Here is a 25,612-nt window from a genome sequence, read left to right as displayed (position 1 = left end):
TTTAGGTCTCGGCACCGTGACTCTTTAGAAAAACTAAAACGGAAATCAGTGTTGCGATATTGATGTGAAAAGTCGCGTGACGTTACCTTAGGCAATCGTCGTTCAAAGCGCCTGGGGAGAATTTCATGGCCCGCACCGACAAGATGAAACTCGGCACCTTCGTCTACACGTTCGGCTTTCATCCTGCGTCCTGGCTGCATCCGGCCAGCAACGTTCACGGTGCGAACGATTTCAGCCATCTTCTCGACGTCGCCAAACGCTCGGAGGCGGCGAAGTTCGATTTCATGTTCATGGCCGATTCACCGGCCGCCGCCGTTGGCGATCCGGACGCGCTCGCCCGTATCCCGACGAAGATGAATCGCTTCGAGCCCTTGTCGTTGCTGTCAGCCCTGTCGGTGACAACGAAAGATCTCGGCCTCGTGGCCACTGTCTCAACCAGTTACTACGAGCCCTACAATGTCGCGCGCCTCTTTGCCTCGATCGACCATTTGAGCGGCGGCCGCGCCTGCTGGAATGTCGTGACCTCCGACCACGACGAGACCGGCTACAACTTCAATCGCGAAGGCCTCGACCCGCATGCGCTGCGCTACGAGCGCGGCAACGAGTTCGTGGACGTCGTCTTCGGCCTGTGGGACAGTTTCGAGGACGACGCATTGCTTCTCGATCGCGAGAGCGGTGTCTACTATGACAAGACCAAGCATCACACGCTCAATCACAAGGGCAAGCACTTCCAGGTGCGCGGGCCGCTCAACATTGCCCGGTCACCGCAGGGCCGACCCATCATCGCGCAGGCCGGCGGTTCTGAACCCGGCATGGACATGGCCGCGCGGACGGCCGAGATCGTTTTCAGCCTTGCCTCGAACATCGATCGCAACCGTGCATTCTATGAGAACGTCAAGGGCCGCATGCCAGCCTACGGGCGCAATCCCGACGACCTCAAGATCATGCCCGGCGTCGTGCTGAACGTTGGCGAAACGGAAGCCGAAGCGAAGGCCAAGGTCGACTATCTCATCGACAAGATGCATCCGGACGTCGGGCGGTTGATGCTTTCGGAGTTTCTCGAGACTGACCTGCGCGGTGTGCCGTTGGACAGGCCCTTTCCCATGGATCGGTTGCCGTCCGCGCCGAAGGGTTCACGCGCCCTGTTCGACGAACTGGTCGATTTCGTCAAGGGAGGCCGCACCGTCGGTGAACTCGTGCGCCACTATGCCGAAAAGCATACCGGTAACGGCATTACCGGCACGCCGACCCAGATTGCCGATTTCATGGAAGAATGGTTCGAGACCCGTGCGGCAGATGGCTTCATTTTGATGTTCCCGACGCTGCCGTCGAGCCTTCAAGATTTCGTAAAGCTCGTCCTGCCGGAATTGCGCCGTCGTGGGCTTTTCCGCGAAGAATACGAAGGCAAGACGCTTCGCGAAAACCTTGGCCTATCAATGCCGGTCAATCGCTTCGCGACGGCACGAGCCAAAGGCTGACGAAGGAGCAAGTCGATGGAAGAGTTCGCAACCAGATCCCTTGTCGATCAATCCGCGTTCAAGCTTTCGATGCGCCAGCTCGCCGGTGCGGTGAGCGTCATCACTGTTGGCGAAGGCGACGAGCGGACAGGCTTTACCGCGACCTCGGTTTCCTCGCTGTCTGCGGAAGCGCCTTCCGTCATCGTCAGCCTCAACCGCGGGTCGTCCTCGTGGCCGGTGGTCGAGCGGTATCGTCGCTTCTGCGTCAATGTGCTCACCGCTAGCCAGCGGCATGTCGCGCAGTCCTTCGCAGGGTTCGAGGGAAGGCGCGGTGTCGAACGTTACGAAGACGCGCAATGGTATCGTCTTTCAACCGGGACCGTGGCCCTGAAGGATGCTCTGACGGTTCTCGATTGTGAGCTTGAAACGGTCCTCAATCACCATTCGCACGCGATCCTCATCGGTCGCGTCTGCGCGATCGAAACGCGGGAGGATGTCGAACCGCTGCTCTACTGGCGCGGCGGCTACCGACGCCTGTCCGGCGAGGCAGTCACCTGTCCCTGACGGGACAATCGCTCGGCATCAGGCACTGGCCGCATTGCGTCGATCCCCGACCTGCTTGGCGATGACGCACAGAAGTTCGAACATCATTGTGGCGCCGGCAAGCGCCGTCATGCCGGCCAGGTCAAACGGTGGCGAGACTTCAACGACGTCGGCACCGACGATCTGGACGCCGGTAAGCAGCCTGATCATCTGCTGGGCCTCGCGGGTCGTGAAGCCGCCCGCCTCCGGCGTTCCCGTTCCAGGCGCCATGGAGGGATCGATGCTGTCGATATCAAAGGTAACGTATGTCGGCAGGTCGCCAGCGATGCTTCGCGCTTCGCGCATCACGTCCTCGGCGCCGCGACTGACAAACTCTTCCATGTAGATGATGCGCACGCCCTGCTGCTTGGCCCAGTCGTGCTCCCCCGGATCGTAAATCGAGCCGCGAATTCCGATCTGAACGATCCTCTTGGGATCCAGCAATCCCTCTTCGATCGCGCGACGGAACGGCGTTCCATGCGTGTAGGGATTGTCGCCGAAATAGCGGTCGTTGGTATCGGAATGAGCATCGAAATGGATCAGCCCGACTGGTCGGTGCCTTGCCACCGCACGCAGCACAGGCAAAGTCGTTAGATGGTCGCCGCCGACCGAGAGAGGAATGGCACCAGCAGCGACAATCTGATCCATGCCCCTTTCGATGCGACCGAGGCCGTCGATAAGATCGATCGGGTTGACTGAGAGATCGCCGACATCGGCCACATTGGCGATGCTGAAAGGCTCGGTGCCCGAAACATGGTGCACGCGCCGCATGAGGCTCGACTGATTGCGAACCTCCCGCGGCCCGTGCCGGGCGCCTGCCCTGTTTGTTGTGCCGCCATCCCAGGGAATGCCGACCAGTGCGATATCAAGCCCGGCTGCGGTGGGCACGGCAGGCAGGCGCATGAAGGTGGAATGGCCGGCAAAGCGTGGCACTTCAGCAGCATCGACCGGTTGAAAGAAAGTGCCACTCATCGTTCCGTCCTGTCTTTTGTAATGGTTAGGCAATGTGTGATCCTGCCGTCTCGCGCGCAAGCCCATCTTTTCACAATTCCCGATCAGGCTGCGTCGGGCGGAGTGTCGGTCCTCCGGAAAATCCTCCAGTCCAAACCTTGCGCCTTCACCTCCGTTATCCGATCGCTTGTCGCCGCCGAAGGAACTTCCATCGCGATGGGGCCGTGCCGCGGAGCTAGACCATCGCGAGCCGCGTTTTGCCGCCACAGGGCTGCATTGCAGGCGATCGTCGATGACGTTGTCTCCCTCACCTGAAATCCCGTGTCTTCACCTTGATCGCCTCGAGATGCAGATAGGGATCGACGATGTCGCGCGGGCGCGGCCCCTTCGGCAGCCCGCGCGGATCGGGCGCCGGCGATCCATGGTGAAACTCGTCGCCTCGCCCGTGCGGAAGCGGAAAGACGGCCTCTCGGTCGCCGACGCTTGCAAGATCGGCAGAAAGATCACTCAGCCGGTGGGCAACGAGATGCACCACGTCGCCTTCCCGCTGGATGCGGCCATAGACGCCGAGCATGCCCGCGCCGAGCACGATGCGTCGGTACTTCTCGAAGGTCTTCACCCAGACGACCAGATTGGCAATCCCGGTCTCATCCTCGATGGTGATGAACATTACACCCTTGGCAGATCCCGGCCGCTGGCGAACGAGCACGAGGCCGGCAGCTTCGAGCCATGTGCCGTCGCGTGCCTGCATCGCATCACGGCACGTGGCGATGCGACGCTTGGCAAGATCGTCGCGGAGGAACGAGACTGGATGGCAGCGCAAGGTCAGCCCGACATGGCCGTAATCCTCAACGACCTCGCCGCCGGCCGTCATGGGTCTTAACGCCACCACCGGCTCATTGAGCTCTGATACCGTCTGGTCTTCACGAGCTGAGGCGGCGGCAAACAGCGGCAAAGGCTCGTCGCGCAGCGCCTTGATCGCCCAGAGCGCTTCACGTCGCGCGAGCCCCAGCGATGGCTGGAAGGCATCGGCCTCCGCCAGTTCGACGAGCGAGGCGGCTGGCACGCCGGCGCGGCGCCAGAGATCATCGACAGAAGTGAAGGGCAATCCTGCACGCGCCGCGACGATCGCCGCCGCATCGTTATTGGCGAGCCCCTTGACCATACGCAGGCCAAGGCGGACGGCGAACCGGCTTTCGTCTTCCGTGGCCTCAAGCGTGCAGTCCCAGCGACTGGCATTGACGCAGACGGGGCGGACGTCAACGCCATGATCCCGCGCGTCGCGCACGATCTGGGCGGGTGCATAAAAGCCCATTGGCTGTGCATTGAGGAGTGCCGCGCAGAAGACATCCGGATGCCAGCATTTCAGCCAGGACGAGGCGTAGGCGATCAGCGCGAAGGAGGCCGCATGACTTTCGGGGAAACCGTAGCTGCCGAAGCCTTCGAGCTGCTTGAAAGTCTTCTCCGCGAACTCCGGTGCATAGCCATTTGCCACCATGCCGGCGATCAGTTTCTCGCCGAACCTCGAAACACCGCCCGTATGCTTGAAGGTCGCCATGGCGCGGCGCAGCTGATCGGCCTCGCCCGGCGTGAAACCGGCGCATTCGATCGCCACCCGCATCGCCTGCTCCTGGAAGAGCGGCACGCCGAGCGTCTTGCCGAGCACCTTTTCCAGTTCCGGCTTCGGATAGACCACCGCCTCCTTACCCTCCCGGCGCCTGAGGTACGGGTGCACCATGTCGCCCTGGATCGGGCCAGGTCGGACGATTGCCACTTCGATGACGAGGTCATAGAAGGTGCGCGGCTTGATCCGCGGCAGCATCGACATCTGCGCCCGGCTTTCGATCTGGAAGGTGCCGAGCGTGTCCGCCTTCCTGATCATCGCATAGGTGCGTGGGTCTTCGGCCGGAATGGTCGCAAGATCGAGATTGATGCCCTTGTGTTCGGCGAGAAGATCGAAGCCGCGCTTCATGCAGGAAAGCATGCCAAGCGCCAGGCAATCGACCTTCATGAACTTCAGGATGTCGATATCGTCCTTGTCCCATTCGATCACCTGCCGGTCGACCATCGCCGCAGGCTCGATCGGCACCAGTTCGTCCAGACGGTCGCGGGTCAAAACGAAGCCGCCGGGGTGCTGCGACAGATGACGCGGCGCTCCCATCAATTGCCGGGCAAGCTCCAGTGTCAGGCGAAGGCGCCGGTCACCAAGATTGAGATTGAGCTCTTCGGCATGTTTCTCGCCAACGTCTTCGCCCCAACCCCAAACCTGGGACGAGAGCATCTTTGTCATGTCCTCCGGCAGGCCGAGTGCCTTGCCGACATCGCGAATGGCGCCTTTCGAACGGTATCGGATGACGGTGGAGCAGAGGGCGGCATGATCGCGGCCATAGGTGTCGAATACCCATTGCATGACGACTTCGCGCCGCTCGTGCTCGAAATCGACGTCGATATCCGGCGGCTCCCGGCGTTCCTCAGAGACGAAGCGCTCGAAGAGCAGGTCGTTTATGTCGGGATCGATCGATGTGATGCCGAGTACATAGCAGACGGATGAATTGGCAGCCGATCCCCTGCCCTGACAGAGAATGTCCTTTGATCTGGCGAAGCGGACAATGGAGTTCACGGTCAGGAAGTAAGGAGCATACTGGAGCCTCTCGATCAGCTGCAGTTCATGCTCGAGGTTCTTCTTGACCTTTTGCGGCAACCCTTCCGGATAGCGCCAGGCAGCACCCTCCCAGGTCAGTTGTTCCAATGTCTGCTGCGCCGTCATTTCCGGATGGGATCGTTCCTCCGGGTATTGATAGGCGAGTTCATCGAGTGAAAAGCGGCATCGCTCCATGATCTCGATGGTGCGGGCCAGCGCTTCGCGATAGCGCGGAAAGAGCCGTGCCATTTCTTCCGGCGGCTTCAGATAACGGTCGGCGTGCCGTTCGCGGCGGAAACCTGCATCGTCAATGGTGACGTTGTGGCGAATGCAGGTGACGACGTCCTGCAGGACGCGTCGCTCCGGCACATGAAACAATACGTCATTGGTGACGACCGTCTCGACATCCATGGCCGCCGCCAGGTTGGAGAGCTGGTGAAGCCGCAGCTGATCATTCGGTCGGCGGCGCAGTGTGAGCGCCAGATAGGCGCGATCACCAAAAGCTTCCTTCAAGCGGCGCAGATGCAGCTGGCAGGTTTGATCGGCTTGATCGGGGATGAAAAGGGCAATCAGGCCTTCACCATAGGCCACGAGATCGCTCCAATCGAGCCGGCATTTAGCCTTGCCGGCCCGTTTCTTGCCAAGCGACAGCAACCTGCAGAGGCGCGCATAGGCCGGCCGATCTGTCGGATAGACAAGGACCGACATGTCATCGGTGAGATCCAGGCGACAACCGACGATCAGTCGCACCCCAGTGTCCCTGGCCGCCTGATGGGCGCGCACGATGCCGGCGAGACTGTTGCGGTCGATGATCGCCAATGCCTCGATACCGAGCACTGCCGCCTGCACAAACAGTTCCTCGCAGGACGAAGCGCCGCGCAGGAAGGAAAAGTGCGACGTCACCTGCAACTCGGCATAGCGTGGCGTCTTCGTCATCCGAATATCCCATGCAGGAACCATTGGTGATTGCCGGTCTCGCCGTGCTCGCCATCACCGGAACGAAAGATCCAATAGCGTTCGCCGGCATCATCCTCGATCTGGAAATAATCGCGCACGGCTGCCAGTTCGGCATCGCCTTTCCACCACTCGCCGAAGACGCGCTCCGGCCCGTCGGCACGCCTGACCCGTCGCCGGATGCCGCGCCAGGTGAAGCTGACGGGGGGATGATCAGGCAGCAGCGCCATGGTCTCGATCAGCTCGGGGTGCGCCAGTAGTCGCGTCGGCCGTGGCCAATGATCGGGCCAGGTCTCGCCGTTGTCCGGCGCCATCGGTGCAACGCGGGCAACCGAGCGTTCGGGGACGTCGCTTGCGACCGGCGCGAAGCGGTAGAGCCGCTGCTCGCCGATGCGGTTGCCGAGAATATCGATCAGCCCGGATACGTCGGCTTCCGGTTCCCCGATCAACGAGGAAATCACCTGTCGAGCCATGAGCGGCTCGGCTTGGGTTGCCGTCAGTGACATGATCTCGATTCCGAAACCGGGATCGATGGTTTCGATCCGGTCGGTCAGCAACCGTGTCAGCCGCTTGACGTCGCGAACCGGTGTCGCGGTTCCGGCGCGGATTGCCTGATAAGAGTTGTCGACGCGGTTGAAGAGGAGATCGACGCGGCGGGCGCCGAGCGCTTTCTCCTCGAGCGCTCGGCAGAGTCGGTCCACGAGCCTGGCCGTATAGCGCGCGATCGTCTCGGCCGCTGCAATCGGCTCGCCGAAGGCACGGCGGACTTCGATGAGATCCGGCGTGCGCACCGGATCGATCGGCTCGGCGATCCTGCCCATCGCCTGGTCAAGCCGGCGGCCAAGCTCCGGCCCGAAACGCAGCGTTAGCGGCGCCCGTGGCTCACGGGCCAGCTCGTCGATCATATTGAACCCGAGGACGCGAAGGCCGTCGACGATGGCGGGATCGAGCCGCAGTGCTGCGATCGGCAGACTTCGGACAGTATCGGCCTGAGCGCCCGGTGAAACGACAAGCGTCGGATGGGCCAGAAACCGGGCACAGGCATGGGCCGCACCCCAGGTGTCGGCGACGGCCGCGCGCGCGGAAATGCCGGAGGCGAAAAAGCGGTTGACCATGCCCGACAGCATCAGCTCCTCGCCGCCATGCAGATGATCGGCACCTGTCGTGTCGATCACCAGCCCGTCGGGCGGATCAGCGGCAACGATGGGGGCATAGCGCTGCAGCGCCCAAAGCGCCAGACGATCGAGCCCCTCGGCGTCGTCGGCCGGATCGGCGTCCATAACGGTGAGACCGGAAACGAGCGCCTGCGCCTTGGTTGCCGGCATGCCCACCCTCAGACCGCCGGCGATCGCAGCCGCGTTCGCCGCCAGGACGACACGCCGGCGCTGCTGGCAGCCAACGAGGACGAGCGGCGTCTCAGGCGGAGGCGCGGCGTCGCCCAGTTTCCTCCTGAGGCGATCCGTGGACCAGCTCGGAAGGAAGAGCGATACGACCCTTGGCATCTGGAGCCTCCACTTCGAAATCTGCACTTTCGCCGGCGCGACAGCGGATCAGCTCGAGCAGCCAGCGCGCGCGGCCGACCCCTGGAACCGGCAAGGGAGAGGACGGCAGCACCGAGACCCGCCAGCGCGTGAGCGACGCTGTCGGTTGCCCGAAATCGGACGCCTCGGTCTGCCGGCGCCAGCGGCGGACGGCAATCCCGATCGTGCCTGAGCTTTCGGCGGCCAGTTGCAGTCGGCGCGAGGCGGTCATCGATAGCCGTGCAAGCTCTCCGACGACAACACCCAGCCCGCCATGACGCAGTCCCTCCTCCATGCAGGAAAGAAGCGCCTTTTCGTCGCCGGCCTCCACATAGATGACACGGCCCGGCAACAGGCCCACTTGGGCCAGCGCCGGCGCGAAGAGGTCCGGCCGCGTCACGCACCATAGAACTTTGCCCCGGTTGCGGGCGCCGACCGCCGCAGCAAACAGTGCGGCGGCGGCGCCGTCGATCGCACCGTTGCCGCCGCCGGCGACTTCATGCAGCGCACCCAGAGCCAGCCCACCACCGGGAAGACGGCCATCAATGGCCGGAACGCCGAAAGGAAGCACCGCGCGACTGCGTGTCACCCCGCCTTCAAGCCGCTCGATGCGTTCGCGCAGCTCGGCGACGACAGGGTTGACAGCGTAGTCACGCATTCGAAATGGCACCTCCTTCAGGCTTTGCAACGGCAGAAGCTGCCTATATGTTCCCTATTTGTTCTTAAATGAAAGGGGAGTCAATCAACCACCAAGCGACTGTTTTGACGAAGGCGCGCTTGACTTGAGCGTACTTGCCGATTTTCTGATGAAATGCAGCGGGATAGCTTGAAGATAATCATCGAGACGCCAAGCGAAATTTGTAGCAGGCCTCTATACATTATTGGGACACCGTTTCACGGTAGGCGTTGTCGCCGCCGGCGGCCGGAATCGACCTCATGTAGATCGTTCGGTGTGCCGTTTGGCGATCCTGGAAGCCGTCATTCGTTCATTGGGCGCTCGAAGGCAGCAGGCTGTATCGCCCCAGAGCCATCCGACAATGATCGGAAACGAAAATAAACGCGGTCGGCTTTTGCAATGAACGCGGCGCCCCGCTCGTGCACCTCTTAGACTGATATGCTAGCTACCCGTCGAAATGACGCAGCAAAGCGAAGAGGCGCGTCGCGCCGAGGAAGAGGAGGTCGTAGCGCCGCCAAGACAGGAACAGCCAGAGACGGTGCAGGATGTTGGGCGCGCGGGGATAAGGATCGATCTGTCCCGCATTGGTGGTCGGCAATGGTGTTGAGTTCGTCTTGCCTTACGGGGCATGTTCCGACCAAGCAAGAATTTAGCGCGAATAAAAAGCATAAAATTAGTGTGAATAAGATGCATGATATTAGTGTTTGCCAAAGACACGAAATTAGTGCAACAACGATGCACGGAATTAGTGGCCCACTACTCACATACCGTCGCCGGAGGCCAACATGGCGAAACCCAACGAACTGCTCGCGACATCCCTGGCTGAGCTACGAGGAGTGACCCAGAACGGCACCCGATCGGTGGTGAAATCCGAAGAGCTCAGCCGTGTGCACCGGGAACGGTTGCAGGCCAACGGCTTCCTGGAGGATATAATGAAGGGGTGGTTGGCGGTGAACTCCCGACCGTCCGCCAACAACAGAATCGATACCGCCTGGAGCACGGTGTATTGGGAATTTATTGCACGATATTTGGACGACCGCTTCCCCGACGATTGGAGGCTTTCCCCCGAGGCATCCGTTGCTCTTTGGTCTGACAATCACTCCATCCCCGCGCAGGCCATTGTCAGAAGTTCGAAGGCAAACAACCAGCTTGTGAAACTGCCAAGCAACACGTCGCTGTATCTGTTGCGAACGAGGGAAACCGAACCTGCCGAAACAAGAAACCAGTTGAGACTGATGCCGATCGAAGAGTCGATCTGCAACCTGTCACCGGAGGCCTGGAAAACGTCCGCGACCGATGTCATAGCCGCCATCGGCTCAATCCGCGGGACAAGCACGCTGCTACAACATCTGCTGGACGGCGGCCGCAGCCATGTCGGTGGCCGGATCGCAGGAGCACTCCGCCACCTCGGGAGAGCGCGGGACGCCGACACCATCATCAAGGCTCTGGAATCGGCCGGATACAACCCCCACGAGGACAACCCGTTCGACCCGACGGCCGAACTGACCAAGCTGGATGCACGGCGAACCCAGGCGCCGTCTGCTACTCGGATCAAGAACCTTTGGGCAAAAATGGGAAAAGACGCTCTCGACCACATTGGTTTCCAGCAGGTGCGGATCAACGACCGGGACGGTTACATCGCTGAAATCAACGAGCGCTATGTGGCAGACGCGCTAAATTCGCTTTCGATCGAGGGATATGAAGTTTCCGAGGAACTGATCCGGAGGGTCCAGGATGGCAAGTGGGAGCCGGACGAAAACGCCCGGGATCACGAAACCAAGAACGCACTTGCGGCCAAAGGGTACAGGCTGGCTTTCGAGGAAGTTCGGGAGGACATCAGGAAGATCCTTGATGGAGCGCCCACGGGAGAACTGCTCGAGGCACGGCACCAGGATTGGTTCCGCGCCATGTTCAGCCCCTCGGTGACCGCAGGCATCATCAAGGCACATCAGCTGGCTGGCTATCGGTCGCACAATGTCTATCTGCGAGGATCTTCGCATGTCCCATTACCGCCACACGCGATCGCCGACGCGATGGACGCGCTCTTCGAAAGTATTTCGGAGGAATCCGATGCGCGCGTGAAGGCAATCCTTGCCCCGTTCCTATTCACCTACATTCATCCATTCCCGGACGGAAACGGCAGGACAGCGCGCTTCATGATGAACGCCTTGCTCGCCGAGAGCGGAGCGCCGTGGACTGTCATACCAGTGACGCGACGAGATGAGTACATGAACGCCCTCGAGGAGGCGAGCCAGTACGAAAACATCGTGCCCATCACGAAATTTGTGTCCGAGCTCGTCAACGCGCCACCACCATCCACGGAAGCCACGGCCGCGCGGATAGACAACTAGACCTAGACGCTCACCAAAAATGCACAGCCAGCTGACGTTGACTTGAGGGTTTCCTGGTGTCCGACACCAACGCCTGGAGGTCCGCTTATCAGTTGTCTCGCCAGGTGACGTCTGTCGCTGCTGCGGCGATCGCTTCAGCAAATCCGACGCTTCGCCGCCCAGGACTGTCGCTAACGGATCCACGACGTCGATGCTGGCGTTGTAAACGCTACGCTCCAGCGAACTGATATAGGTACGATCAATATCTGCGCGATGCGCAAGCTCTTCCTGAAACTGGCCTTTTGCCTGCGCACAGCTCGCAGATTTTGCGCAAAGACCTCTCGAATCTCCATGATCGAGAGAACGGCGGCTTGATGAGTATTCTGTACAGAAGCCAGCAAGGCAGATGCACGGTTACTCCCAATGCCGAAACACTGCTGCTCGTTCCTGACACAGGTTCGGATAAGATCTACAGCGACACATGAAAGGAAATGGATGCTGGGGACGCGAAAACCGGGCGATGACGGCAAGAGTGGCGTGGACGTGGTCCCCTCGCCTCCGCGTGCGCAAAAATATCGACATGGACGCGTTCTATGCTTCAGTCGAGCAGCGCGACAATCCGGAACTTCGAGGCAAACCGGTCGCCGTCGGCTATCCAGAGGCACGCGGTGTGGTCGCAGCTGCCAGTTACGAGGCGCGCAAATTCGGTGTCCACTCGGCGATGCCGTCGGTGACGGCCAAACGCAAGTGTCCAGAGTTGATTTTCGTGCCGCATCGTTTCGATGTTTATCGAGCCGTATCGCAGCAGATCCATGCGATCTTTGCCGACTACACGCCGCTGATTGAGCCGCTATCGCTCGACGAGGCCTATCTGGACGTTACCGAAAACCTGAAGGGCATGGAGCTCGCAACGGAGATTGCAGAGGAGATCCGCGCCAGGATCAAGGCTGAGACGAGGCTCACTGCATTTGCCGGCGTTTCCTATAACAAGTTTCTCGCCAAGATGGCCTCTGACCAGCGCAAGCCCGATGGTCTGTTCGTCATTACGCCGAAGCACGGACCGGCGTTCGTCGAGGCGCTCCCCGTCAAGAAGTTCCATGGCGTTGGACCAGCGACAGCGGAAAAGATGCTGAAGCTCGGGATCGGGACGGGCGCCGATCTCAAAGCGCGTGATCTCACCTTCCTCCAGCAGCATTTCGGCAAATCCGGGCCGTATTTCTACTGGATCGCCCGCGGCATCGACGAGCGCCAGGTCAAGCCCGATCGCATCCGGAAATCGGTCGGCGCGGAGGATACGTTTCGGGAAGACATCCATGATCTCGAGACCGCCCGCGCGGGCCTTCGGCCATTGGTCGATAAGTCTGGCGCTGTTGCGAGGCCAGTGGCATCCGTGGCAAGACCGTGACGCTGAAGGTGAAATGGGCCGACTTCACCCAGATCACGCGAAGCAAGACGGTCGCTGCGCCGGTCGCGAGCGCTGGGAAGCGAACCACAGCTCGCACTTGCTTTGTGAACCACCTCGCGCAGATCCATTGGCTGGCACCGGAAACTGGTTGGCGATTGACCAGGAAGTTCCGGAGAGAACACCGATCGCCCTCCTCAAGGTTTATCTCCGAGTTTTCTAAGAGGGCGAAACTTGGGGCAGCGGTGGATAAGGTCCGGATCGCACGCCATGAGGAGCTGTCGAAGTCAGGAGAATCCCTGCTGAAATCTCAATCCGGATCAATGGCGATCGGGTTGCCTTGCATGTATGACTAGGTGATTTCATCCATTCGCTCAACGAGATGCGCACGCGACGGTGCGGGGTCAAAATGAGCGGCGAAATATTGCGTTTCGTTGACCACTAGTCCTTCGCGGAACTCCATAATGCTCACAGTGTAAGATGGTATGCCGTCATAGCAAAGTACGAATTCGGTGACCCAAAGATCGCCACTGCCGATAATTCGTCGGACTGTAAAATGCTTCTTGTTCGGCTGCACGAATCGGCTCTCTTGAATGTTGTGCCGTCCGCGAATCCGCTCCCCCGATTGCGGATAATAAAGCACGGCATCCTCGCCGTAGATGTCATGTTCGACCTTGAAATCGCCCGCATCCGAAGCATCCCAATGGCGCTCTAGTGCCATGCGTACGGCTCGATCATCCATCTCAAACTCCCATCTCAACGCCATCCAGCTGCCTGGCAATTTCTGCCGTATCCGCATCTCAAAGAGACGCTACCTGTCCCTTTACACGCCACGCTCGTTTTTTCATCGTATTTGGGAGCTTAACCTCCTGCTTTCGGCTGGTCGAAAATGAGAAACCCGCTGACTGGGTGACAAACCGGCGAAGGGCTGACCAAGGGTTCGTCTGGCCCCTCATTCGATATAATAGTCTTTTCCGAGGTTTTGATACGTGAGTTTTAGCGTCCCGTCAGGCAGGACGACATAGCGCTCGTTAATGCGGTAACCGAACTTCCCGAGGAATGTGTTTTTGATGACAGTTCCTGGCCTATAGCGAGAATGAACTACCCTGCCGCCGTATGTCAGGCTTCCTGGAAGCGGCTGGTTCTCCACCGTTGAGGTGGTACAAGCTGCCAAAGCAATTGCGACCGTTGCGCTGGCAATCATTGGGATAATTCGCATTCGATGCTCCATGACAGCACATCAAACAGCGGCTCTCTGCCAAGGCTCCACGGAGATAGGCGTCACTCGCACATCATTCGTTGGTGCCGACCTACCCCAGTTGACCGCTGTCCTCTGCGCGGTGGGCGTCAGAAGCGGATTCTAGTAAGGACCAATGCATTGGCGCCGAGGGCCGTAGTAAGGCTGAAACGTATTGTCGTAGGCCCTATAGGAACGATATCGGGAATAGCACCAATCGACGTGCGAGTTGCCGTAATATCGTGACTGATCATAGTACCTTGGCTGATCATAATAATACCTTGGCTGAGCGAGCGCACCGCCAATAATCGCTCCTGTCGCCAGTCCGCCGAGTAGCAGTCCGAAATCGTTGTAACCGCCGCCATAATAGCCGCCGCCATAGCCGCCATAGCGTCCGTACCGGTAGCCACCATGGGGTCGATAGCCGCCGTAGTAGCTGCGGCCGTAGTTCCTGTAACCGCCCCATGAGCCACCGTAATGTCGGCCGTATGCGCGGGGGAAGTGCCTGCGATATTGGATCAGCTGTAGGTCCGAAGCTTGAAACGTCGGCCCGTTGAGGGACGGGAAAGCCTGCGCCGGCATCACGGTCGAAAATGCAGCCACCAGAGACAGGCCCAAGACTGCGATCTTTCTCATTTTAGTCACCACCTGCGTTCAACATGCAAACGGCCCAAATAATGTTTTGTGCCACATTTAAATTATGGGTCACGCCAATGTGAACGGCCCCTGAAGGGTCCTACAGTTCCACGGCGCATTTCTCCCAGCGTGCGGAGTGCCTGGCTGGACCGGCGCCGTTTGCGCGCTGCACATTACGCAGAGCGAGGTCGTGGCCTCGAATTGGGCCGGGCTACCCTCCCGGCTTGACCGCTGTCCACGGCCCGAAGCCGTGGTCTCAATGGGCGGGCAGCAGCGGCTTACCCTGGTATTCTATGCAGCGTTAGACCGGTTTCGCTGGCGGCTCTTCGCTCTCGGTGGCCCTTCGATCCGCAAGCAGCGAATCCAAAGCCTTATGTTCCGGGCCAAACGGGCGCTGATTTAAAAATGAAGTCACGAGAGTCGTCGTTTCATGACCGCCCGACGATGGGTTGCCACGGTGAACAACCACCTCTCTGTTTGTTACGTCGTCGATGCCTAAAAACCACCGATCACCATTTGTGCTGGAAGCAAATTCTCTTAGATTTTCCAAGTTAGTTCTCCTTCTGAAGGTAGAAGTAGAGCGCGGAACTGGAATTACGATGAAATACTTCGGGTTCCGCTGCATGGGTCACCGCGCCCGCACTTGCCGGGTTCGGCATGTCGCGGCCCCTTTGGGGCGCCCGGCCCTCTGTCTCTTGCGACCGCGTGCCACGTTTGATTACCTTTTATTAAATTCAGCTGATGAGCCACTCCCGGTTGGCAGAGTATTTCAGAACTGGTCCAGCCTGCCTCAATGGCCATAAGATCACGGTAGCCAGTGTCGCCATTTCATTTCGTAGTTTGATCCTCGGCAATTGAGGGACATGCGATCCTATGGCTACCAGCCAAGCGCTTTCTTTGCGGCCTCAGTAGCAATGCCAACAAGAATACCTCCGCCAATGACGGGACCTGCCTTCTCGAGCATCTTCTTTGCGCGCACGACGGCCACGGCAGTCTGAGGTTTATCTGAAGTGGAACTTCGATCCGCGCGAGGTCGACCGCAGCCTCGATCTGCCGCTCGGCAGTGATGGCGACATGATCGACATCGAGCATCGCGAGTGGCACCGGATGTTCCTTGACGCTCGCGGTCACGCTGATGCCAGGTTCGATGGGAACCGCGGCGCTGCCGGCATGGAAGCGATGAAGCTGCAGGCGAGTGCCGCAGCGCAGAAGGCCATACTTCGAAGCAGTTTCATGCTCTTTGCCTTCGGCTGGTGGACAAAGAAAAACCCGCCACCGGGAGGTGACGGGCTGTGGGTCGGGCGAGCGCTGGGCCGCTTGCGATGCGTGGTCGTCGTCCAGACACTTCGTCGAGGCTGCCAGCCGCTAACCCAGAACAGCACCGCACATCATCGCCCGATAACGTTGAGGCGTTGCCTCGAACTGCTCAAATCCGCCCCGTTGCCATTGTCGGTTGTTTGAGGGAATATCCTGACTCCGGGCCCCTGCGGTCCGCGCAGTCTCCGATGAGAGGACAATGCCATGCCTCTGAAGTACTTTTTGGCCGCGGCGATAGTGCTCTTGACCCTTTCAGGGTGCACAACCACCAGCGCTGAGAACAATACCTACGCAAGTCCGCAAGGGATCGGCCCGGTGCGCGGCAGCGGTATCAACGGCTACTAGCTCTCATCGAATTGGTGCCGGGCTACGCTCCCGGCTTGGCCGCTGTCCACGGCCCGAAGCCGTGGTCTCAATGGGCGCGGGCAGCAGCGGCGGCGTGCACTCGGTATTCATGCCGCCTGATTCCGGCGGGCTTCCTCTGCTTACGAAGCTCGCCTACGTCATCTGACTGATTTGGGAACCCTAGACGCCATGGTATATCAGGACTCCATAAAGGCGTCCTGTCATGGATAACTTGGAACCTCTGCTTAGCCAGGAATACGAGAAGTATCTCTCGTTAATCGTCTCGACGCGACGTCGTGACCAGCGTTGGCTGGAGGGAGATGAGACAACTGGCCGAGAATTGGACGTGACCGACGCCCGGCTCACGAATCTCGAAGAGACCGCGCGATTACTTGTCCGGATGATGAATGAGATCGGCGCTTCCGATCAGCTCTTCGCTTCACGCCCGACGAAAGATTGGCACTTCAGTTAGCAAGCATCTACTTGTCTGTCTCCCAAAACAGCATTGGCGGAAAGGTTAACCTCGGCTGGCCTCCTTTTGGTCGCGCCTCCGGCCAAACCATTCCTAGAGCATTTCATGTTTTGACGGCAACATAGCCAGCATTCTCGAGATAGTTGGCGCATTCGTCGGGTTTGATTGTTTCAACGAGCCTGCCGATGGACCGCCAGGTATCGTCGATGGTCCGCTTTTGTGCGTTGCGCATCCAATGCTTGATCTTCGAAAAGGCTTGCTCGATCGGATTGAGGTCCGGTGAATAGGGCGGCAGGAACCAGAGCCGTGCACCGGCGGCTTTGATAGCCTGACGGATTGTCGCGGACTTGTGGCTGCCGAGATTGTCCATGATGACGATGTCGCCTGGCTTGAGGACGGGGACCAACTGCTGCTCGACATAGGCGCGAAAGCATTGGCCGTTGATCGGTCCATCGAAGACGCAAGGCGCTGTCAGCCGGTCGTTCCTCAAGGCACCGAGGAATGTCAGCGTGCGCCAGTGACCGTGCGGCGCGAACGCCCGCAGACGCCTGCCTTTCGGTCCCCAGCCCCTGATGGGTGTCATGTTAGTCTTGATCCAGGTCTCGTCGATGAAGACAAGGCGTCCCGGATCGAGATGCCGTTGCAAGGTCTTCCATCGCTCTCTTCTGCGGGCGACATCGGCGCGGGCCTGCTCAAGGGCGAACAGCGTTTTTTTTGAAGCGCAGCCCTTCGCTGCGGATGAACTCCCAGACGGTATTGTGGGAGACGGCAATGCCTCGCGACGCCAATTCGGCTTTCAGGCCATGCAGCGTCAGATGCGGGTTCTGCTCGAGCCGCTCGGCAATGAAACCACGATGCGGATCCAGAATGCGTTTGCGATGGCCGCCCATCTTGCCGGGACGAACCGATCCGGTCGCGCGGTGGCGCTGGGACCACTTCACCACCGAAGACGCGGCCACCTCAAAACGGGCAGCCACGGCACGGACACTTTCGCCGTTCAGGACGGCTGCAACAACACGCTCACGAAGATCATTCGATAACGGTGCGGTCATGTGATGCTGGCCTCCATCCAGCCAGCATCAAATGAATCAGAACAAATCTGATTTGGGAATCCGACGCGATTCAGAAAAACGCGGAAACGCTCTAGGGCTTCCATCTGAAGTTTCGTGCTGTGCAGATGCCCGACAAAAGGCTTCACGCCGCACTGACGGGCAAGCTTGTAGATGTCTTAGGGAAACGGCCGAGATTGGTTCAAGTCTTCACCTCAATGAACTCAATCGGAGCTCCAGGGACATCATCGTCGAAGACTGCACATGAGAGCCTTCCATCGAAGACACATGCGCTGTCGACGTTGGTTCTATTGCCGATCGTTCGGGGATTGTGGGCTGAGGGGGTATGCCCATGAACGAGGTGCTTGCCCCAGAATTCGTTGGAGTCGGAGGGAGTGAACCGCGTCCACATCAGATCGTGGGGTGTCTGATCCTCCAGATAGACACCGTCTTTAACCCCGGCATGTACGAACATGCGGTACTGATCCGAGTGGATGAGCGGCAGCCTATCGGCCCAATCTAGATGAGCCTGCGGAATGAGCCCGCCGTAGGACTGAACCGTCTCGATGCCACCGCTTGCAAGCCACCAGGACTCTTCGTAGCGGCCCTCCATCGCGCCGACCATCATGTCTTCGTGGTTGCCCTTAAGTGCGATCCATTTCCACTCCGGCGACTTCGGGCCGGCAATCAATCTCTCAACAACGCCGCGGCTATTAGGTCCCCGATCGACGTAATCTCCGAGGAAAATGACAGTCCCGCGCCCATAGGGTTCGATCCAGCGAAGCATCGCCTCCATTTGGGTGAGGCATCCGTGTATGTCGCCGATAGCAAACGTGAAGCTCATGCTCCAACCCTTTCTACCTGCATGACTTTGCCCTCTCGAACGATCGGTCGCAGGCACGGACACAGTGCGTCTGCGTTGGACTTCGCCTGGACCGTCTCACCGTCGCGAACGAGAGATGCCCGTTGAAGTATGCGAGGAGACGAATTGTGACAGCCCTCAGTGCCTCGATCTCGATCGGGAACACACGTGAGCGTTTGATCATCAATTCGGTCCCACTGGTGGCGCTTGACGGTTCCGGTGCAGCACGTCTACAACTGACGAGCGCTCCTTGGAAGGCGAGGTTCGCCGTATCCGACAGTAGCCTACCTGGAGGTCTCAATGCGCCGAGTCACTTCTCAACAAACTCAAGTCCGAAATTTTGAGAAGCTGATGAGACATGCGCACATTAAATCTGGGCATCCTCGCCCATGTGGATGCAGGCAAAACTAGCCTTACGGAACGACTCCTTTTTGACACCGGCACAATCGACAAGCTCGGGAGCGTCGATACCGGTAACACGCAGACAGACAGCCTTGAACTCGAACGACAACGTGGCATCACTATTGCGGCCGCTGTCGTTTCCTTCACTCTCGGCGACCTCATTGTAAACCTCATCGACACGCCCGGACATCCGGATTTCATCGCCGAGGTCGAGCGGATACTTCAATTACTCGATGCTGCCGTGGTTGTTGTCTCGGCAGTGGAGGGCGTTCAGGCACAGACGCGAGTCTTGGTTCGGGCGTTGCGACGTCTCGGTGTTCCGTTCGTTTTCTTCATCAATAAGATCGACCGCCTCGGGGCGCGTTATTCAGAAATCCTAGGGGATATCGCCAGCCAATTGTCGGTTCGACCCGTTGCGATGTCCGCCGTCACGAATGCCGGTGGCCGACACGCGAAGGTGGAGGGTGTCGATATGATGCAGGAGCCCCATTTCTCTGCTTTCTGTGATGCCCTTGCTGTCGAGGACGAAACTCTTCTCAATGATTTCATTTTGGCGCCCGAAAGTCTCAGGATCGAGAGGCTCAGAGCAGCTCTTGCGGACCAAGTTGCGAAGTGTCTTTTGCATCCGGCATTTTGCGGAACCGCGATGACCGGCATCGGTATTGCGGACCTGATTGCAGCTATCGAAACCCTGCTGCCAGGCCGAAATCCCAACCCTCTCGGACCGGTCGAAGGGAAAATCTTCAAGATCGAACGCGGATGGGGCGGAGAAAAACTGGCATATCTCAATCTGACCTCCGGTACGGTAGCGGTGCGCGACTATCTCGAATTGCCAGCCGGCGCGGCCAAGGTGACAACCATGCAAGTCTTCAACGAGGGTCGGCTGGAGAAGGTTAATCAGGTCGGTGCTGGTCAGATCGCCAAGATCGGCGGGCTTGCCAATGCCCGCATTGGCAATGAGGTGGGAGCCGATAGGAACGCAACCGGCGGCTTTCATTTCGCGCCGCCTACCCTTGAGACCCGCGTTCGTCCGCGCCGACCGTCTGACATTGCAGCACTTTGGTTGGCGCTTCAGCAACTCTCGGAGCAGGATCCGCTTATCAATCTGCGCATCAATGGCGACGCCAGCGAGATGTTCGTCTCTCTCTACGGCGAGGTGCAAAAGGAGATCATCCAGGCCACATTGCAAAACGACTTCGCCCTCGACGTCACGTTTGAGGAAAGCACGACTATCTACGCCGAAAGGCTGGTCGGTACCGGAAGCGGGCTTGAGACCATTTTTAAGGAGCCGAACCCATTTCTTGCGACGATTGGGTTGCGTGTCGATCCACGGCCGGAAGGTGCTGGCAACAGTTTCGCGCTTGAAGTGGATGTCGGTCAAATGCCAGCGAGTTTTTACCGCGCGGTCGAAGAAACCGTTTTCGAAACGCTCAAAGCGGGCATTTACGGTTGGCAGGTAATCGATTGCCATGTGGCCATGACAGCCGCGCGGCATTCTTCCCCGTCGAGCACCGCTGCTGACTTCCGAAAGCTGACGCCATTGGTGCTGGCGACCGCTCTATCATCTGCCCATACAGTCGTGTGCGAGCCGGTTGATCGTTTCCTTCTCAAGGTACCCGCGGCAGCATTAACTGCCACTCTCACCCTGCTTGCAAGATGTGGCGCCTCCCCCAAAGAACAGCTGATCAGCGACGGCATAGCCCGGTTGGAGGGAACGATAACATCCGCAATGGTTCAGACCGTTCAACGACAGTTGCCGGGACTGTCGAGCGGCGCGGGCGTGCTGGAGAGTTCCTTTGATCACTATGCTCGAAAATTTGGCTCAACGGTTTCACGCCCACGTTCGGGGGCTGACCCGTTTGATCGGGCCGACTACCTACAGAGCGTGCGATGAGGTTTTGAACGTTGCGGCGGGGCTCTAACTAGTCGTAACAGTACGTCCAGTTCGCGAGAGTCGACGGCAGCGGGAATGCGCGATGTACGGACTTGGCGATTTGAAATGCACACGGCTTTGCGAGGTGCACCCTCTGAAGGTATCGGCGTGCAGTGGGAGTGAGGAGCGCAATGATCCACCAGTTACGAAGCGACGACGAAGCACAATGGCGTGCGCTATGGACGCAATATCTTGCGTTCGACGGCAGCGTTCTTGATAGCGCTATCCATGATGGAACGTGGTCCCGCCTATTAGACGAAGGCGAACGGGTGCACGGTGCACTGGCGGTTGTCGACGCTGACGCCGTGGGCTTTGTGCATTACGTCTTCCACCCTTCGACCTGGAGCCTCAGCGACGCCTGTTATCTACAGGACCTTTTTGTCGCACCGACGATGCGCGGGCAGGGTATTGGACGAGCGCTGATCTCTCATGTGTGTGCAGAGGCGGCGGCCGCTGGATCGTCGCGTGTTTACTGGCAAACGCAAGCAGACAACGCAGCAGCGATTGCGCTTTATGACAAAGTTGCCGAACGCTCGGGCTACATTCAATTCCGAAAGCCGGTCCTCTGATGGTCTGCTGAGCATAGCAAATTCTCGACTGCGAAGTTATCATTTGACCGCTCGGGTCAGAAGCTGTCGCTGGTGACATTTGCCATGGCGATGATCGCTGTCCACCCTCTCATGGGATCTACCGAATATCGGGAATTTCTGACACCAAACTGTCTGCCTTCGCTGATATCGGCCTTTGCGGGGCCTTTATGCAGACTTCCAGCTGATGACGGTAACTTCGGATTCTGTCGATATGCAGGGATGGGCCGGACGAAGATTTTCAACCATTGCATCGGCGCTGGGAAACCCGCTCTGGACAAGTTCGTCCGAGCTCAGACCCGATATGGACTTCCGTTCGACTGCAATGACATGCACCTTCGATGCTCCCCAGAAACCACTGGCAGAGTTGATCTCAAGCGGCCCTGGTTTGATTGAGCAGTAACCGACCCGAACAGCAATGGTTTTGCTGCCACTCTCTACGGACTCCATATGATTGTCCGCAATTGCCATGTTTTGCATAACGTCTCCATTTAGGGCCAACAGGCATCACACGCAGGATCGGCTCGATCCTCTTTGCGGTAAGCATTCGCCGAGGACCGCAGGTTCAGGCTTTCTTGCGTGCTTTGCGTTTCCACTTGGCGGCTAGCGCATCCACGTTTTTGCGAAGGTTGACGGCATCGACTGTGGTCGGATTGTAGTCCGCGCTGCCCCACCATTCGAGAAGCTCATCGTGGCGCTCGTGAGTTTTGTCGGCAAGCGCTTCGCGGAACTCCTCATATCCCCAAGGGCCGCCGACGTCCTCTGGAGGACACCGCCCGACAACATCCAGCAGGATAGGATCATCGAGGCCAGCGATAACCGGAAAGGTCTTTTCGATCTTGACGGTGTGCGTCCAGCCATCGCCGAAGTCATAGAGGTACTTGAACGATCTCGCGCCGATATCTTCGATGGCAGAAAGAAGTGTCGCTTTGCGAGCGTCGATGGGTTCGTCAAAACCACCGTCGGGAAGGCCGAAGCCGACGTCACGGATGCGGAATTCGTAGAGATGGCTGCTGGTCCACCCGAAAGCCGCCTGAAGAACCTCATGAAGCCGGTTAAACCGAATGCGGAACGGTACGACAATGCGCCGCATCACCAGAGGTTCAACGTCATCGAGCGTGACTTTCAAACGGACGAGAGAGGCAGCCATCAGGCCGCCTGCGGCAAAGGTGTCGTCACGGTATTTGTCCAATTCCAAGGAAGCAGTTCATCGATTCGGTTTGCCGGATGATCGGCGATCCGGGCAAGGACGTCGGCAAGCCAGGCCTGCGGATCAATACGGTTCATTTTCGCGGTGACGATCAAGCTGTACATGGCTGCCGCCCGTTGACCGCCGCGGTCGGAGCCGGCGAACAGCCAGGCTTTTCTTCCCAAAGCAACACCACGCAGTGAACGCTCCGCACAATTATTCGACAGGCAGATGCGGCCATCGTCGAGGAACCGGGTAAAGGATTCCCAGCGGTTCAGCATATAGTCGAACGCTTTCGCCAGATCGTGGTCGCGAGACAGCTTGGCACGTTGATCGCGTATCCAGATCTCCATTTCGTCGATCAGCGGCTTGCTACGCTGCCCACGGGTTGCCTTCCGCTCATCCGCAGTCTGGCCGTTGATCTGGCGTTCGATCGCAAACAGCGCATCGATCCGCTGGACCATCTTGAGAGCGACCGGCGAGATGACCGCAGGGCGTTTGCCTTGCGCTTTTCGACGTGCATTCGTCTCCAGATCGGCCAGCGCGAAGAACGGCCGCCTTGCATGTGCCCAGCACGCTGCCTCATAAATCGGACCCGGACTTCGATCAGGAAGATAGAGCTGGGTATAGCCGGTATAGGCATCGGCCTGAAGGATGCCGCTATAATTGGCCAGGTGGGCTTGAGGGTGTTCGCCGGCTCGATCCCGGGAATAATAGAACATGGCTGATGGCGGCGCAGATCCGCCGAACGGAGCATCGTCTCGCACATACGACCAAACGCGGCCCGTGGCAGTCTTGCCGGCGGCCAGAACCGGCACCGTCGTATCGTCGCCATGAACCCGTTCGGCCGCAAAGGTATGAGCTTCGATCCGCCTCAGCAGTGGCTCAAGAACATGGCAGCAGGAACCGATCGCGTCAGCCACGGTCGACAGGCTGATTGGCACACCTTCCAACGCAAAGCGTTCGACTTGACGATTGAGGGGAATGTGCTGGCCGAATTTGTCGCAAAGGATCATCGCCAACAGGCTCGGACCCGCCCACCCCCTCGGGATAACATGGAAAGGTGCAGGCGCCTGACTGATCGTCTCGCAGTCGCGGCACGAGAACTTTTCCCGCACCGTCTGGATAACCTTCCAGGAGCGCGGAACGCTCTCCATCGTCTCGGTGATGTCTTCGCCGAGCTTGCGCAACCGATCACTGCCACAGCAGTGACAGGCAACCGGACCAGGCACGACAACACGTTCACGCGGCAAGTGAGCGGGAAACGGCTTCTTGACGGGCCGTTTGCGGGTGAAGCCGACGACAGCGATTGGAGCCGCCGCGGCGACGGCCATTTCGGCAGCAAGCTCATCCTCAGTGGCGGCAGCCTCGGCGTCCTCCAGCATCAGCTCCATCTGCGCAATCAGCCGTGAGGTTCGTTCCGACTTCCGGCCACGCAACTGCCTTTGAAGCTTTTCGATATGGACTTTCTGCCGAAGAATGATGGCCTGATCATCGGCTTCCTTGGCCTTGGCGACGGCAAGTTCGGCCACCGCAGCGGATCGTTCCGCCCGTGCGACAATCAGCTCTGCCTCAAGGGCAGCGGCGTAATCGAGGTGCTGTTCCGAGCCGGTTTCCATGCTCGAAGTGGACCACAAAACCGCTGATTTGCATAGCTTTTCTTCGGATTCCCAGCCGCAAATCCCGGCAAAATATGCGCTATCCGGCGCTCGTCGGACGCCAGGTCTGCAGCGGGTTTCGCCAGTCGATCCCCTCAAGCAGATAGGACATCTGACCGGCAGAAAGAGCGATCGCGCCACCCTCGGTCGCGGGCCAAACGAAACGGCCCCGCTCCAGGCGCTTTGCATAAAGCGATAGCCCGATCCCATCGTGCCACAGGGCCTTTATCAGTCGTCCATTTCTCCCGCGGAAGACAAAAACGTCACCTTGGAAGGGGTCACGACCGAGACCTTCCTGCACCAGAAGTGCGAGCCCCTGCATCCCCTTGCGCATGTCGCAGTGACCGCTCGCGATCCACACCCGCACCCCGGAGCTGATCGGGATCATTTGAGTGCTCGCATGACCGCAGCCGCCAGTTCGGCAGGTGCGGTACAGTCAATTCTCACCTTCGCGCCATTCGGGAAGTCCACGAACATGGCCGTTTCGACCGCGCCGTTACCCGGAAGGCCAACGACCCTCGCTGGCACGAAGACAGGGCCGACTTCTGCAGCCAAAGCCTGCCGCCGCCAAGTATAAATCAAACCGGTCGAAACATCGAAGCGACGCGCAACTTCGGAAACAATCCCATCCGGCGCAAACGCCGCCGCCAGTATCTCTGCACGCTCATCTCGGGACCATCGCCGACGTCGCTCTCGCCCGGTCAATAAAATTGCCTGTGACATCAGTCCTCAATGCGCTCTTAAGTCCACTCTTAAGAGCGCAAACTCACAACATCAGAACAATTCCGCAAGGTGGCCCCCGCCGAAGGCGTACTCTTTGCGGGGAGTATTATGCGGATATCGGCTTGAGGCCAAACGCAAATGCCGAATGGCAGCTATGCAGGGCAACCCAAGCGACTTGGGATAAGGGGGCGGACAGACGATGACTTCCAGCTCAGCTGCGTGCACTAAGATCGAAGAGCGCGAGATCGTAACCCGACGACGCAAGAATTGTTGCGGGAAATGATCGAGCTGTGAACCGTGTCGTCGAGCAAGACCTCTCCAGGCCAGACGACCGCGGGTCATCCACGTTCGGTAGTCCTGCTTATGGAGCCCGAGGGTCGGTGGCTACTTGAAAGTGGACCCAGCCGCAGTCTCGCTGGCCTCTTCGACGAGGTCGTCCCAATTTCCCGAAATTTCCACGTCAATCAGCCGATCCCCGAGATCGGCCAGGCGCTCGTCTTCGATATTGTCGATGAGATAGAAAACCTCGCGTAACTTTGTTCTTTCTAATAGCTACAAGGGCGATCGTTGCTAAATCCAAGCGCGCAGGCTGAGTTTAGTGGGAGATTTCCATCCCTTTGATGGGTTGTCGAAGTGCAGGCCGATGAGATCGGCACAAGACCGATCAGCGCTCCTGCCAATACAAGTGT

24 protein-coding genes and 2 pseudogenes are annotated in these 25,612 nt (G+C 59.1%); 9 read left to right on the top strand and 17 right to left on the bottom strand.

Annotated elements, in window-relative coordinates; translation table 11 throughout:
* The first annotated feature begins 125 nt into the window (after positions 1-125).
* Together ACSQ9D_RS30800 and ACSQ9D_RS30795 are read left to right on the top strand one after the other, a co-directional pair.
* Positions 126-1,478, top strand: coding sequence for an LLM class flavin-dependent oxidoreductase (locus ACSQ9D_RS30800; protein ID WP_436285586.1), 1,353 nt, complete (start codon positions 126-128; stop codon positions 1,476-1,478).
* 15 nt (positions 1,479-1,493) lie between these two features.
* On the top strand, positions 1,494-2,021 hold the full coding sequence (locus ACSQ9D_RS30795) for a flavin reductase family protein (protein ID WP_436285585.1): 528 nt from the start codon (positions 1,494-1,496) through the stop codon (positions 2,019-2,021).
* Between the two features lie 18 nt (positions 2,022-2,039).
* On the opposite strand, the gene speB is transcribed toward ACSQ9D_RS30795, so the two are convergent.
* The 5 genes from speB to ACSQ9D_RS30770 all read right to left on the bottom strand — a co-directional run bounded on the left by speB (position 2,040) and on the right by ACSQ9D_RS30770 (position 9,379).
* The gene (gene speB, locus ACSQ9D_RS30790) at positions 2,040-3,011 is read right to left on the bottom strand and encodes an agmatinase (RefSeq protein ID WP_436285584.1); all 972 of its coding nucleotides are present in this window, start codon (positions 3,009-3,011) and stop codon (positions 2,040-2,042) included.
* A gap of 286 nt (positions 3,012-3,297) precedes the next feature.
* Positions 3,298-6,567 (bottom strand): error-prone DNA polymerase, encoded by a 3,270-nt coding sequence (locus ACSQ9D_RS30785; RefSeq protein ID WP_436285583.1) that lies wholly within the window; start codon positions 6,565-6,567, stop codon positions 3,298-3,300.
* Entirely contained in the window at positions 6,564-8,087 is a 1,524-nt protein-coding gene (locus ACSQ9D_RS30780; RefSeq protein ID WP_436285582.1) for a Y-family DNA polymerase, read from the bottom strand. Before ACSQ9D_RS30780 ends, ACSQ9D_RS30785 begins: the two co-directional genes overlap by 4 nt.
* Positions 8,002-8,763: an ImuA family protein gene (locus ACSQ9D_RS30775; protein ID WP_436285581.1), complete on the bottom strand. Its 762-nt coding sequence runs from the start codon at positions 8,761-8,763 to the stop codon at positions 8,002-8,004. Before ACSQ9D_RS30775 ends, ACSQ9D_RS30780 begins: the two co-directional genes overlap by 86 nt.
* Positions 8,764-9,226: 463 nt before the next feature.
* Entirely contained in the window at positions 9,227-9,379 is a 153-nt protein-coding gene (locus ACSQ9D_RS30770) for a hypothetical protein (protein WP_436285580.1), read from the bottom strand.
* 187 nt (positions 9,380-9,566) lie between these two features.
* Between ACSQ9D_RS30770 and ACSQ9D_RS30765 the strand changes: the two genes are divergently transcribed.
* Positions 9,567-11,132 carry a Fic family protein gene (locus tag ACSQ9D_RS30765; RefSeq protein WP_436285579.1) on the top strand — a complete coding sequence of 522 codons (1,566 nt, stop codon included), beginning with the start codon at positions 9,567-9,569 and terminating at the stop codon, positions 11,130-11,132.
* 114 nt (positions 11,133-11,246) lie between these two features.
* Here the strand turns inward: ACSQ9D_RS30765 and ACSQ9D_RS30760 are convergent.
* Positions 11,247-11,464 (bottom strand): annotated as a pseudogene (locus tag ACSQ9D_RS30760) (helix-turn-helix domain-containing protein); the annotation flags it as partial.
* Between the two features lie 167 nt (positions 11,465-11,631).
* On the opposite strand from ACSQ9D_RS30760, the pseudogene dinB reads away from it, so the two are divergent.
* Positions 11,632-12,596 (top strand): annotated as a pseudogene (gene dinB / locus ACSQ9D_RS30755) (DNA polymerase IV); the annotation flags it as partial.
* Between the two features lie 269 nt (positions 12,597-12,865).
* Here the strand turns inward: dinB and ACSQ9D_RS30750 are convergent.
* The 4 genes from ACSQ9D_RS30750 to ACSQ9D_RS30735 all read right to left on the bottom strand — a co-directional run bounded on the left by ACSQ9D_RS30750 (position 12,866) and on the right by ACSQ9D_RS30735 (position 14,936).
* Entirely contained in the window at positions 12,866-13,255 is a 390-nt protein-coding gene (locus ACSQ9D_RS30750; protein ID WP_436285578.1) for a nuclear transport factor 2 family protein, read from the bottom strand.
* Positions 13,256-13,465: 210 nt separating this feature from the next.
* Positions 13,466-13,732 carry a hypothetical protein gene (locus tag ACSQ9D_RS30745; protein WP_436285577.1) on the bottom strand — a complete coding sequence of 89 codons (267 nt, stop codon included), beginning with the start codon at positions 13,730-13,732 and terminating at the stop codon, positions 13,466-13,468.
* Between the two features lie 141 nt (positions 13,733-13,873).
* Positions 13,874-14,386, bottom strand: coding sequence for a BA14K family protein (locus tag ACSQ9D_RS30740; protein ID WP_436285576.1), 513 nt, complete (start codon positions 14,384-14,386; stop codon positions 13,874-13,876).
* 301 nt (positions 14,387-14,687) lie between these two features.
* Positions 14,688-14,936, bottom strand: a complete 249-nt coding sequence (locus ACSQ9D_RS30735; protein ID WP_436285575.1) for a hypothetical protein — start codon at positions 14,934-14,936, stop codon at positions 14,688-14,690.
* Positions 14,937-15,355: 419 nt separating this feature from the next.
* On the opposite strand from ACSQ9D_RS30735, the gene ACSQ9D_RS30730 reads away from it, so the two are divergent.
* On the top strand, positions 15,356-15,847 hold the full coding sequence (locus ACSQ9D_RS30730; protein ID WP_436285574.1) for a hypothetical protein: 492 nt from the start codon (positions 15,356-15,358) through the stop codon (positions 15,845-15,847).
* A 424-nt stretch (positions 15,848-16,271) separates the two neighbouring features.
* Entirely contained in the window at positions 16,272-16,520 is a 249-nt protein-coding gene (locus ACSQ9D_RS30725) for a hypothetical protein (RefSeq protein WP_436285573.1), read from the top strand.
* A gap of 103 nt (positions 16,521-16,623) precedes the next feature.
* On the opposite strand, the gene ACSQ9D_RS30720 is transcribed toward ACSQ9D_RS30725, so the two are convergent.
* Positions 16,624-17,572 (bottom strand): IS630 family transposase gene (locus ACSQ9D_RS30720; protein ID WP_436281090.1). Its coding sequence is split into 2 segments (ribosomal slippage): positions 16,624-17,235 and positions 17,237-17,572, totalling 948 coding nucleotides; the frame shifts between segments, so codons are not numbered across the junction.
* A gap of 199 nt (positions 17,573-17,771) precedes the next feature.
* A complete protein-coding gene (locus ACSQ9D_RS30715) occupies positions 17,772-18,413 on the bottom strand; it encodes a metallophosphoesterase family protein (RefSeq protein WP_436285572.1) in 642 nt (213 codons plus the stop codon).
* Between the two features lie 376 nt (positions 18,414-18,789).
* On the opposite strand from ACSQ9D_RS30715, the gene ACSQ9D_RS30710 reads away from it, so the two are divergent.
* The gene (locus ACSQ9D_RS30710) at positions 18,790-20,727 is read left to right on the top strand and encodes a GTP-binding protein (protein ID WP_436285571.1); all 1,938 of its coding nucleotides are present in this window, start codon (positions 18,790-18,792) and stop codon (positions 20,725-20,727) included.
* 170 nt (positions 20,728-20,897) lie between these two features.
* Positions 20,898-21,335, top strand: coding sequence for an N-acetyltransferase family protein (locus tag ACSQ9D_RS30705; protein ID WP_436285570.1), 438 nt, complete (start codon positions 20,898-20,900; stop codon positions 21,333-21,335).
* 186 nt (positions 21,336-21,521) lie between these two features.
* On the opposite strand, the gene ACSQ9D_RS30700 is transcribed toward ACSQ9D_RS30705, so the two are convergent.
* From ACSQ9D_RS30700 to tnpA, 5 genes are all read right to left on the bottom strand, one after another.
* Positions 21,522-21,833, bottom strand: coding sequence for a hypothetical protein (locus tag ACSQ9D_RS30700; RefSeq protein WP_037124999.1), 312 nt, complete (start codon positions 21,831-21,833; stop codon positions 21,522-21,524).
* Positions 21,834-21,918: 85 nt separating this feature from the next.
* Positions 21,919-22,503 (bottom strand): plasmid pRiA4b ORF-3 family protein, encoded by a 585-nt coding sequence (locus tag ACSQ9D_RS30695; RefSeq protein WP_436285173.1) that lies wholly within the window; start codon positions 22,501-22,503, stop codon positions 21,919-21,921.
* A complete protein-coding gene (tnpC, locus tag ACSQ9D_RS30690) occupies positions 22,503-24,161 on the bottom strand; it encodes an IS66 family transposase (RefSeq protein ID WP_436284671.1) in 1,659 nt (552 codons plus the stop codon). The genes ACSQ9D_RS30695 and tnpC overlap by 1 nt, the downstream gene beginning before the upstream one ends.
* 79 nt (positions 24,162-24,240) lie before the next feature.
* Entirely contained in the window at positions 24,241-24,588 is a 348-nt protein-coding gene (gene tnpB / locus ACSQ9D_RS30685) for an IS66 family insertion sequence element accessory protein TnpB (protein WP_040680928.1), read from the bottom strand.
* Positions 24,585-24,923 carry an IS66-like element accessory protein TnpA gene (gene tnpA / locus ACSQ9D_RS30680; protein WP_436284670.1) on the bottom strand — a complete coding sequence of 113 codons (339 nt, stop codon included), beginning with the start codon at positions 24,921-24,923 and terminating at the stop codon, positions 24,585-24,587. Before tnpA ends, tnpB begins: the two co-directional genes overlap by 4 nt.
* Positions 24,924-25,220: 297 nt before the next feature.
* Between tnpA and ACSQ9D_RS30675 the strand changes: the two genes are divergently transcribed.
* Positions 25,221-25,457, top strand: a complete 237-nt coding sequence (locus ACSQ9D_RS30675) for a hypothetical protein (RefSeq protein ID WP_436285569.1) — start codon at positions 25,221-25,223, stop codon at positions 25,455-25,457.
* Positions 25,458-25,612: the final 155 nt, after the last annotated feature.

It is taken from the genome of Rhizobium sp. LjRoot258 (assembly GCF_964254185.1).
Lineage (GTDB): Bacteria > Pseudomonadota > Alphaproteobacteria > Rhizobiales > Rhizobiaceae > Rhizobium.
Note: the sequence above shows the minus strand (reverse complement) of the source record. Positions and strands in the feature narration are given on the sequence as shown.